Here is a 10,181-nt window from a genome sequence, read left to right as displayed (position 1 = left end):
CAGCGCCTCCACTCAGCCCTCGGGTACCGTACGCCTGAGCAGGCCGAGCAGCGCTGGGCAACGTAACCTCCGTGTCCACAAAAACGGGGGAGGATCAGAACTCCTTCGCCACTCCAGGCAGAACATGGAAGCCGTCCGGCGATGCGGCGTCGTTTGGGCAGAAGCCCTGCAAGACACCCTACGCGGCTGTGGAGAGGCGAGCTACAGGCAGGGACTGCGAAATCTCGACGGGATGAGCAAGATCGCCGAGGCTGCGTCCGTGCAGGAGTTCACAACCTGCTCCACCGAGCTTCTTCGCGAGAGCCTCCAGCAGATGGTTCAGGACCGCCGGGTCCTCGTCGAGATCGCGGTGCAGGCAGCCGATGAGGCGGCAAAAGCCCTATCCAGCCCTCCTCGGGCCAGCGCTTAGCCTCAGTGGCGCAGAAGATGCTTCGCGACGTGGCGCTTGCGCTCGGCAACGCTGGCCCTCTGCCGCGCGATGGCCTCTGATCTCAACCGAACGGCTTTGGAGGAGCGTGATGCCTCACAGCGATGCCTTGAGCCCCCTGGCCTATGACGAACTCACGGGCGATCTCCAGCATGCGCTGGCCGCGCTGGCGGATGTCGAGTTCGCGTTCCAGAGCGCCTGCGAGCGGCTGAATGACCAGTCGGGACCGGAGGCGGGTAAGAACCGGGTCCGGCAGCAGCTTGAGGCGGAGCGCTGCCGCCGCCGCGAACCGCTGATCCGGCGACTCGACGAACTTGACAGGCGCATGAAGGCGCTCGTGTTCTCTCGGTCATCCGAGCAGGCGCCCGTGAGCCCGGAGGCACCCGTCCGTGCCTCTCAGGTTCTCGTCTGACGCGGCAACCTGATCACGTTCAACGCCACTTCGCGCCCTTGCTCGGCAGCCGGATGCCGGGGCTGGGACGCGGTGGGCTCGGTAATCATGTGTGGTTCGTCACGGTCCTCGTCGGCTCGGCCGTGAGTGACTCGGAGCAGTGCCGGATCGAGAGTCGTGACGTTGTTGCGCGCTGCTTGTCGATCCTGCGGCGCCTCGCGTGAGTGCTCTGCCATGAAGGCCGCGATCCTCGGCGCGATCTCGGCCCGGAAGCGCGAGCCGTTGAAGACGCCGTAATGCCCGGCTCCAGCCTGGAGGTGGTACGCCTTCCTGTCGTCCGGGAGGTTGGTGCTGAGGTCGAGCGCCGCACGGGTCTGGCCGACACCCGAGATGTCATCCAGTTCGCCCTCGACCGCCATCAGGGCGCAGCGCCGGATCGCGCTCAGGTCCACCGGCACGCCGCGATGGCGCATCTCACCGCGCGGCAGGGCATGCTCGACGAAGACCGTGCGCACCGTCTGGAGGAAGAACTCGGCCGTGAGGTCCATCACCGCCAGATACTCGTCGTAGAAGGCCCGGTGCTTGGCCGCCGAGTCGCCATCGCCCTCGACGAGATGGTCGAACATGTCCCAATGCGCGGAGAGGTGTCTGTCTAGGTTCATCCCCATGAACCCGGCCAACTGAAGAAAGCCCGGATAGACCTCTCGCCCGCGGCCGGGATAGCTCCAGGGCACTTCGTGGATGCAGTGCCGCTCAAACCAGCGAAGTCCGCGCTCCTGTGCCAGCCTGTTCACCGCGGTCGGTGAACGTCGCGTGTCGATGGGGCCACCCAGCAGCGTTACCGAGCATGGCACCAGCGGGTGCTCCTGAGCCTCCATCAGGGCGACGGCAGCCAACACCGGGACTGATGGCTGGCAGACCGCCATGACGTGCAGGTCTGGACCGAGCACCGCGAACATGGACAGGCAGTAGTCCACATAGTCATGCAGGTCGAAGTGTCCGGCCGCGAATGGCACCTGCTTGGCGTCAGCCCAGTCGGTGATGAAGACCTGATGGGTGTCGAGGAAGGCCGCCACGGTCCCGCGCAGGAGCGTGGCGAAGTGGCCCGACATGGGCGCCACAATGAGGAGCTTGGGCCTGTCCGAGGGCTCTCCGAAGGCGATCACGCGGCAGAAGGGGCGCTCCCAGACAACGCGCTCCGGCACGGACAGGTTGAAGGCGGGCTTCGCATAGGTGCGCGTGACGCGCTCGAACATCTCGCAGGAGGCTGCCAGGGCGCGGCTCTGCGGCAGATAGGCGAGTGGGTTGAACGGATTCTCACAAGCCAGCCGCGTCGCTGCGGCCCACGTTCGGGCTGAGGACAACATGGCGCAATGCGCGTCTCGCATCACGTACAACATCTCAACGCACCCTAACTACCCCCAACCAAGCTGATCCAAACTTCCATCCATGCATATGAATATTTTGGTGGAGCCGCCCGTTTTTGCTAGTGATCTGCGACACTTAGGCTTGGGAGCCTTCCGGACCACGTCCCACCCAGATGCCTCAGCCAAGCTTATTCTCTTGCACGCTCCTTTTACGCGCTCGCGAGCGGCATCATCGTGAGCGAAGTCACGTTCAGAGCAGTCTACACCTCAACCGATCTCGCGCGATGTCTCTCGCGCACTAGATCTAAAGAGGTATCTGAGAGAGAATGAGTTTATTGTGGCCGAGATGTGACCGAGATTACAGGTGCTAGATATTAAAATTGGGGACGCTCCGGTTTCAACTGGGTTGGCACAGCCATTGCGGTCACGGGGCCAATCTACTCGGCGGTAGCGCAAGGCTGGTCTCTCGTGGGTCACAACCTTCTGTGTCGCTCGCAGCGGCGGAGCCTCGACCCCTCCGGCTGAGGCAGACAGGTGCTGCCGGTCATAGACAATCGGCGGCTATGACCGGCAAGCACAAGTTCACCAGCAGGCGCGCGGCAGCCGCCGCTTCCAGCGCTCGCCCCGGCGCAACTCGGGATGGTGCTGAATACGCTCGCGACGAACTGTATGAGGCTGCGCAGCGGGTGCGGGAGGGGTTAGCAGCGGCACGCTGACCGCTTGCGGCTCGGCAGCAGCAGGAACTGCTACTCTCGTCTCCGCGACTGTCTTCAACCCTACGGTAGCGCTGACAGGCTTCGGCACGGTCCGCGCAGTCCGCGGTTTCCGCTCGGCTCTCGGCTTGCGAGCAACGCGGATCGATTCAGCAGCGTCTTCCTGCGGCTCGGGCTCGCTTGGCACGAACATCGGCACGAGGCTGGGCAGAACCCGCGGAGCAGGCTGCGCAGCAAGTTCGGCCTTCTGGAGGGAGGTGACTGGCTGCTCCGGCTCGCGTCGAGGCGAGGTCGGCGCCTCCACCCGAAGCGGCACGCCCTGCCAAAGGTTCTTGGCGGATCGGCCGCGCCCGAAGGCGTCGGCGAGAGCGGATGCAGAGGATCGGGTACGTTTGACTTCGACCACAACGGGTCGCGCGCTTTTGCGCTTCATGGATGAGATAATCCCGAGATGAATCTGGCGTCCCACATCCCTGCGAGGCCGCTACCATAAAAGATATGCTCCGTGTGATGATTGTCGAGTATCCTAAGCAAAAATCTTAAAAAATAGTTGAGGTACCCCGAGTTCGTTGCACATTGTGATGGCGCTCTCGGATTAGCCTTTCACAGTTGAACGTTGCTAAACGCCTCCGCACGTCCTCACAAGCGAAACACGATCTCGGGACAGGTTGAACCAAGGCGGGCCGACAAGCTTAAAGCCGAACAGCAAAAGTGAGCTTGAAGACCACCGCCTCATCAGGATCTTCGAACGCGAAGCGCCGGCCTGTGAGGCCATATTCGGGCTCGTAAATGCCGCTGATTTCTGTGTAGCCGATGCAATTGCATCTGATCCAGGATGTACGCTCACGAAGTTCCACTTCGAAGCGCTGATCCCCGATGCATGTTCGGCTCAAGCCCCAGCACTCAACAACATGCGGCGTCGGCGGAGGCACAACTGGAAGACCGAGCAGCGCTGGGAGAAGCTGCAAAAGATCTTGCGAGAGTTTTGGGGGACTCTTGCTCATGAAGGTATTTAGAAACTGAATGTCGCGACTCGGATCATCCCCGCATCCCACGACGTGCGTAGATGACTTCAAATTTAGCTTCGGCGGCCACAAACTGCTCATGCGCCTTCATCTTATGGGCTGCAGGATGGCGATCAGGGTGCAGCCGGAGCCGGTACGCACGACGTGCGCTCTCAATCAGAAAGTCCGGTGCTCCTTCGTGGAGGCCCACCGCGTAGAAGATTGGGTCGATCTTTGCACTGCCGCCGCGTTCAGCCGCTTGCCGAGCGACGGCGAGGTCGCGTTCGAGGCGCTTGATGCGCTCTCGGGCGACTTTTAAATCCGCCTGAGCGCGGCTCGCCGCTTCGGCTGCAAACCGATGAGCGTCGCGAAGGAGATCTTCTTCTGCCCCACTCCTGAGGGCCATCGGCACGTACCGCAGCACTGCGGCCCACATCAGGATCGCGAATATCGTGGGATTGAGGCACGCGAGAGCGATCATCGCCGCAAAGAGCGCTGCCCGAAGAACCCCCTCGGACAGGCCAGCAACTTGCCGTTCGGCGTGCCGGAGAGCCTCACGAAGGAGGACGAGAACCACTGCCACCGGAGAACTACCGGACCAGCAGGGCGAGCACACGAAGCAGGTGTCGCCGTCCGGCGACATGTCTCGATGCGCCGTGAGCGCGGATCTCCCCCGCAAGGCGCTGGCGCTTGATGCATCTGCCTGTCATCTCGCCCGCATGGCGAACAGCTTCGCGCGCCAATTCGTCGGGTCCAACGACGACGTGATGCATCACGCGCCTTGCTCCGCCTCAGCCAGACAGTCCTCCAGACGTGAGAGGTCGAAGGTCTCCCAACGCCAGACACCGAGGAGATCCGCAAGCGCTCTGCTGTGCTCTGAGGCCGAGCCGTGGGAGACAGCGCCGAGAGCATGGAGGCGACGGAGAGCGGCATGAAGGACCGTGTTGGACGGGCGGCGGTTCCGAGCGAGCTTGATCTCCTTGACCGCCCAGGAGCCGTTGCTGAGTGGCGCGAGTTCGACGGCCAAGACCGTCAGGGCACCGTCCGAGTGTCGGTGCTCGACCCGATAGACGTAGGACACCCCGAGCAGGATCTCCCCGATTTTCGAGGCGACGCAGTTGTGCATCTCGGCGCCGAAGGCGATGAGGGCAGGCGCACTCGTGAGGGGCCGCACATCCTCAGCAGGCCGCAGCGGGGGCGGGGGGAAGCGATCTGCCTTCTCGACCGCCTTGCGGGCGAAATGCTCAAGCGGCGTCCCGCTGGCGAGCGAGGCTTGCAGCGCTCGGGAGAGGTCTTCATCAGTCGCGGCCGAAATGGATGTGCGCAGAAGGTTCAGAAGCGCGTTGGCCCTTCTTACGCGCTCTGGAGTGGATACGTGCCTGAGGATCTCCGCACGCACGAGCACCGGATCGAGGAGATCCACGGCCCTGATGAGCGCCGACGTGAGGTGGCCGCAGTAGCGCAGCGCTTTGGCCTTCGTGCCATGAGGCTCGGTGGTGAAGATCTCCCAAAGCTGCCGGTAGCTACGAGGCTCCGCGAAGGGATCGACGCCCGGCGGAGGCGAATCTCCCTCACGGATGCGCAGGATTGCTCGGAGGAAGCCGCCAGGAACATCTCTGCTTGCCACCCCGAAGGTCGCGGCAATGAGATCGCGTGCAGGGCAGGTGCGGAGCGCCTCACCGACGCTGGGGTCATGGACTCCAAGGTCGAGCCGTCCAAGAAAGCTCGCGGGATCATCGAGATCGACATCCGGGCACAACCATGAGCAGGAGAGTCGCTCTCCAGGGGCGGTACATGTAGGCAGAAAAAACGTGTAACGAAATTCCTATAAGAGAGAAAGCAGGAAAAACGTTACAAGAATTCCTCGGCATCATCTTGGCTGGGAGGGCGGCCTTCCCATCAATGGTTGTGAGCTGGCGCCAGTGATCGCTCGTCAGGCGAACGTTCGACCGGATGTCGGGGCGGAAAGGTTAAGAAGACGTTGCTGCAGCGCTCAGGAGCTTGACGGCGGCGTCCACTTAACCTTCGGCATCGATCACGCGCGGTGCCGTGGCGGCGAGGTTTGGCTGCACGGCAACGAACCGCCCTTTGCTGATAGCGAGATCCACCAGCGGCCTGCCATCGGCGATGCGGACATTTCTCACCAAAAGCTCGATCTCGCTGTCCGCAGCGCCGCCACCCTGCGCATTTGCCGAGGTTGGAGCTGAAACGATGCCGAGAGCACCAAGCCCACCGACGGCAGCCATCCCGACCGCGGTGAGGCCCTGGAGAAAGGAGCGCCGGCTGGTGCTCGAATATCCACACGTGCAGCGTACCCTGAGCATCGTAACCCTCCCGTGCTGGTGCAACGTGCAAGCGCAGTGAGTGATGGGCTTGCACCGCCCGGCGTCAGAGGCCTAGGGCCAAGCCATCACTCCGCGGGTCGTGAGCTCCGACGAAGCTGCCGTCATCCTCGATGCGGATCGCGCCTGGGTGGCCGGCTAGAGGGCTCTGCGCGGGGATGGGACTGATTTCATGTCCTCGCGCCGCGAGCTCTGCGAACACGTTACTTGCCGCCTGTTGCCATGGACCACGACTGGAATGTCGACGCGCATTGCGAGCAGGTCACCGCGCTGCTGATCGGGCAGCTCGCGCCGAGCGCCATCAATTGCAGCCGACGCTGCCACAGAGGGAGTTTGCAGGAGGCACAATGGACATTGCACTCGGATTGATGGTGCCGCCGCTGCGAAGTAACGCCAGATTGACCTTGGCTTCCTCATTGTCCGGTTTGAGGCGCAGCGCCTCCTCGTAGTCACGGATCGCAGCTTCAGTGTTTCTGAGGCTGGCGTGTGACTTTGCTCGATTAACAAGTATCCAAGCGAAGTTTGGCCGCAGATTGTGGGCTCGGCTGAAGTCTGCGATGGCAGCGGTATGGTTATTCAGTCCAGCCTGAGCGATCCCGCGATTAAAGTAGCTGTAAGGGTAATCGTCGTCCGCCCGAATGGCGCTCGTGCAGTCTGAAATTCCCTCCAGGAATGCAGAGCGATCGTTGTTTGCCTTGCATCGTCCGTCGAGCGCTATCGCCTGCTGACGAGGCGTGCGCGCTTCCGCGAGCAGAGCCGAACAGCCCACGACGCGGCTATCGGGCGTTCCGGACCGGCAGTCCTGAGCCGCATCCGCCCATGCAGCCTCCCCTAAGCCTAGGCTAGCAGCGCAGATAAGCAAAAGGGCGAGATCCACTACGTTCAGGCGGTGCTGAGACATGGTCGTGCTCCCGACAGCAAGTGGATCGCAAAAGTGCGGGAGCCTTAGCTACACCGGTGCGTGAAGATGTCCGCATTTGGCAAATTCATCGAGTTCATCATCTTAAGCAGCTCGGCACGATACATGTCGCTGTACTCTTGCGGGAACCGACCGCCGATATGCGTGATGGTGCTCCGGTCGTCCCGCCGGATCGACACGAAATCCATGAATGTCCGATCGTCGAACATGCCTTGCCCGCGGGCCGTTCCCTGACCTTCTAGGACGAACCCCCAGCGCGTGGGCGCAGTATTAACCTCTTGTGCACGCGTAATCCGCTCGCGACGAGGGCGAATCTGCTCTGATATATACTGACGAGCATCGCCACATCGCCCGTTCGGGCTGACCTGAACGTACATCAGCACCTGTTCGCCGTGCAGGCGCGATTGCCAGACAGTGCTATAGGACTGCTTCTGCGCGTCGTAGTTGTCGTTGCCCAGAGGTTTGATCTCGAGAAGATTGCTTGCATAGCTGAGGGTCCAGCCGGACGCACTCCGGGCGGTGATGCGCTGGTTCTGCATCTCCGCCTCGCGTCGGCGCCGCTCCTCCTCGTCCCGGCGACGCTGTTCCTCTTGTTCCCGCAGGCGTTGCAGTTCAGCTTCGCGCTGACGCTGCGCATCAATCTCGCGCTGACGATCAGCTTCGCGCCGAAGCCGATCTTGCTCCTCCTGCCGCCGCCGCGCCTCTGCTTCGTCCCTACGGCGCTGCTCCTCCTGCAGCTGGCGGTCCCGTGCTCGGCCACACTCGAAGACGAAGTTGTCGACGAACGTTCGGAAGCGCCCCGCTGGATAGGTGGCTCCATAAGCGGCGGCACTTAGGCTGTCGTCGCAAGAGGAGACCGCCCGCTGATACGCACGCTGCTCGCGCCCGGCCTGGAGACGATCCTCGAAGCTGCGCGCGTATGGGTAGGTAGCGATCATAGTCTCGCAGGCGCGGATCGCACCTTCGAGCTGCGCGGTGCGCAGCGCCGCCGGATCTGCATTGGGGTCGATCCGGTTGCAGTCGGTGCGCAGGCCCGAGAAGAAGTTTTGCGGCAGGAAGGCGAAGGAGGTGGAGAGAGAGCCGCTCGCCCTCGGCTCCAGGTCGCTGTCGGCCAGCGCTCGTTTTAGCGCCCCATAGGATTGCAAAAAATTCGCACCTTCGTGAGCCATCGCGCCGAGCATCGGATCACGCAGAGAGGGGCGTCCGGCGAGCGGAGCTCCGCCTGATGCCCGCAGCGCTGCCCGCTCGGCACCTATGATGCTCGCGCCGGAATTGCCGGTTGCCATGTCGAGGTTGCAGCGTCCGCCCGCCGCCGGCTGGCACTCGTCGACGATGGCCACGAGGTCGCGCGGCCGGCGCCGCACAAGGTGGCGCATCAGGTCGCCGAGGCGAAGCCCCTCGCTCTCGAGCAAGCTCGTCCGGTGCGCAAGGTCGCCGGGGCTGCCCTGCGGCAGGAGGTAGACGTCGTCGTCTCCCCCGAGGCTAGGGCCGAGGGCGAAGACGGCGATCTGCGCATCCTCGGGCAGGCGCGCGACGGCCTCGCGTAGGGACCGCTCCATCTGAGGGCGATCGGCGGGCCCGAGAGTCCACACGTCGAAGCCGATCTCGCGCAGGCGCTTGCGGTAGGCCTCCTCGTCGGAATGCGCAGTCGCGGCTCGGCTACCAGCTGCGGCGAGCTGCGGCACGATGAGCAGCGCAATGCGCGTGCCCATTACGGCACTGCTTCGGGCCGTTGCCGCATTTACAGCGAGCCCCGGCGCGGCGGCCTGCAGGGACGTTCCCCCGGCAAGACAGAGCCACGCCGCGGCGACTGCGATTCGGGCCTTCATTGGAAACCGTCCGAGGACGGGCTGCGGGGCCATCGTGATTGTTCTCGGCATCGGGAGCGACTGGTTAGGAATCATGGCCGGCAGATCGTACGCAGTCGGTCGTCGCGACCAGCGAGATCCGCATTCGCCTCGCAGAGGCCACGCAGTTCGTCGGTGTGGCGGGCCGAGCGATTGCGCCAGAGCGCGTAGTAGTAGGCGGCTCGGACGACGTTCGGCTGGGCGGCGTCGCGGTAGGCGGCGTCCTCGTTGCGCGGGTCGTAGAAGCGCGCGAGCTGCCAGGCGGCATCTGCGTTCGCGACCGGATCGGCCTCCTCGAAGGCGCGGAAGGCCGCGCCGCCCTGCTTCGAGGCGATCGCCGTCTCGCCGAGCGCCACAAAGGCGGCAGCCCCGGCACGCTCGTCGAGGAGCCGTACATGGCGCTGGCGCAGCTCTGCGGCCGAGAAGTGCGGCGTCTCCGGCATTGGCGGCGAAGTAGATGGCGGGCGTGGCTCCGGAGGCGGTGCAGGCGCAGGCCACGGGGTTGCAGGCCCATCACGGCTCACGATTATGTCAGCTTTCTTGCCGAGGTAGTGATAGGTCCCGGCTCCGACGGCGACGAGCAGTAGCACCAGTGCTAGTAGCGCCGGCCAGATTCTGCGGCGTGGCGACTCAGGCGGCATCGCGGCCGCGGGCAGGCTCTCCAGTGCGGCGTTCGGAGGGACAACAGGCTCCGGATCCGATGGCGGCGCGGGTTCCTCCGGTAGGGAAACTGGCGGCGCGGCGGCCTCTGCCGGTCGAATTGCCTGGGTCAGACTCGGCGGAGGGACCGGGTCGGCGACCAGGAGACCGTAGCCGGCGGGCGCCGGCGTGATGAAGGGCCAGGAGACGACACCGAACGAGGTCCCGTCCTGCGCGACGATCTCGATCGGGACCAGCTCCTCGATACGGTCGACGACGTTTGGCCCGAAGCGCGCCACGGTGCGCCCGTCCCGCTCCGCGACCGAGAGCGGGGCAAGCCACGCCACTTCCGGCTGCCAGCCGTCGACTCCGAGGTGGCGCGGCTCGGTGTCCTGGCGGCGGAACGACAGCAACGGCGAGGGCGCGCGCCGCCCCAGGTCGACGAAGGCGTAGCCGCCGGTCTCGTCGTCGTCCTCGGTGATTCGAATGGTCATGTCGGGGGATCCGGTCGCGAAGTCCGTGACGGTTTGTG

General features: G+C 64.1%; 10 protein-coding genes and 1 pseudogene. 4 read left to right on the top strand and 7 right to left on the bottom strand.

Annotation, left to right across the window (positions count from 1 at the left end; genetic code table 11):
- A partial coding sequence (locus tag WDW90_RS24035) for a phasin family protein (RefSeq protein WP_336489998.1) occupies positions 1-409 on the top strand: 409 nt, incomplete at its 5' end.
- 109 nt (positions 410-518) lie between these two features.
- Complete coding sequence (locus WDW90_RS24030) at positions 519-839, top strand: hypothetical protein (RefSeq protein WP_336489997.1); 321 nt, start codon at positions 519-521, stop codon at positions 837-839.
- Here the strand turns inward: WDW90_RS24030 and WDW90_RS24025 are convergent.
- The gene (locus WDW90_RS24025) at positions 824-2,218 is read right to left on the bottom strand and encodes a polyhydroxyalkanoate depolymerase (RefSeq protein ID WP_336489996.1); all 1,395 of its coding nucleotides are present in this window, start codon (positions 2,216-2,218) and stop codon (positions 824-826) included. The two genes, WDW90_RS24030 and WDW90_RS24025, sit on opposite strands and share 16 nt — an antisense overlap.
- Positions 2,219-3,566: 1,348 nt before the next feature.
- Here WDW90_RS24025 and WDW90_RS24020 point away from each other — a divergent pair.
- Positions 3,567-3,914: a hypothetical protein gene (locus WDW90_RS24020; protein ID WP_336489995.1), complete on the top strand. Its 348-nt coding sequence runs from the start codon at positions 3,567-3,569 to the stop codon at positions 3,912-3,914.
- A 22-nt stretch (positions 3,915-3,936) separates the two neighbouring features.
- On the opposite strand, the gene WDW90_RS24015 is transcribed toward WDW90_RS24020, so the two are convergent.
- On the bottom strand, positions 3,937-4,485 hold the full coding sequence (locus tag WDW90_RS24015) for a J domain-containing protein (protein WP_336489994.1): 549 nt from the start codon (positions 4,483-4,485) through the stop codon (positions 3,937-3,939).
- Positions 4,486-4,833: 348 nt separating this feature from the next.
- Here WDW90_RS24015 and WDW90_RS24010 point away from each other — a divergent pair, with 348 nt between their 5' ends.
- Complete coding sequence (locus WDW90_RS24010) at positions 4,834-5,667, top strand: hypothetical protein (RefSeq protein WP_336489993.1); 834 nt, start codon at positions 4,834-4,836, stop codon at positions 5,665-5,667.
- Between the two features lie 253 nt (positions 5,668-5,920).
- On the opposite strand, the gene WDW90_RS24005 is transcribed toward WDW90_RS24010, so the two are convergent.
- The 5 genes and pseudogenes from WDW90_RS24005 to WDW90_RS23990 all read right to left on the bottom strand — a co-directional run bounded on the left by WDW90_RS24005 (position 5,921) and on the right by WDW90_RS23990 (position 10,143).
- On the bottom strand, positions 5,921-6,226 hold the full coding sequence (locus WDW90_RS24005; protein WP_336489992.1) for a twin-arginine translocation signal domain-containing protein: 306 nt from the start codon (positions 6,224-6,226) through the stop codon (positions 5,921-5,923).
- A gap of 64 nt (positions 6,227-6,290) precedes the next feature.
- Positions 6,291-6,458: pseudogene (locus WDW90_RS40810) on the bottom strand (gamma-glutamyltransferase); the annotation flags it as partial.
- An 87-nt stretch (positions 6,459-6,545) separates the two neighbouring features.
- Positions 6,546-7,145 carry a tetratricopeptide repeat protein gene (locus WDW90_RS24000; protein ID WP_336489991.1) on the bottom strand — a complete coding sequence of 200 codons (600 nt, stop codon included), beginning with the start codon at positions 7,143-7,145 and terminating at the stop codon, positions 6,546-6,548.
- A gap of 44 nt (positions 7,146-7,189) precedes the next feature.
- A complete protein-coding gene (locus WDW90_RS23995) occupies positions 7,190-8,992 on the bottom strand; it encodes a hypothetical protein (RefSeq protein ID WP_336489990.1) in 1,803 nt (600 codons plus the stop codon).
- A gap of 71 nt (positions 8,993-9,063) precedes the next feature.
- Positions 9,064-10,143 carry a hypothetical protein gene (locus WDW90_RS23990; RefSeq protein ID WP_336489989.1) on the bottom strand — a complete coding sequence of 360 codons (1,080 nt, stop codon included), beginning with the start codon at positions 10,141-10,143 and terminating at the stop codon, positions 9,064-9,066.
- Positions 10,144-10,181 lie beyond the last annotated feature (38 nt).

The organism is Methylobacterium nigriterrae (assembly GCF_037106235.1).
Taxonomy (GTDB): Bacteria; Pseudomonadota; Alphaproteobacteria; order Rhizobiales; family Beijerinckiaceae; genus Methylobacterium; species Methylobacterium nigriterrae.
This window is presented reverse-complemented; position numbering and strand designations above follow the sequence as displayed.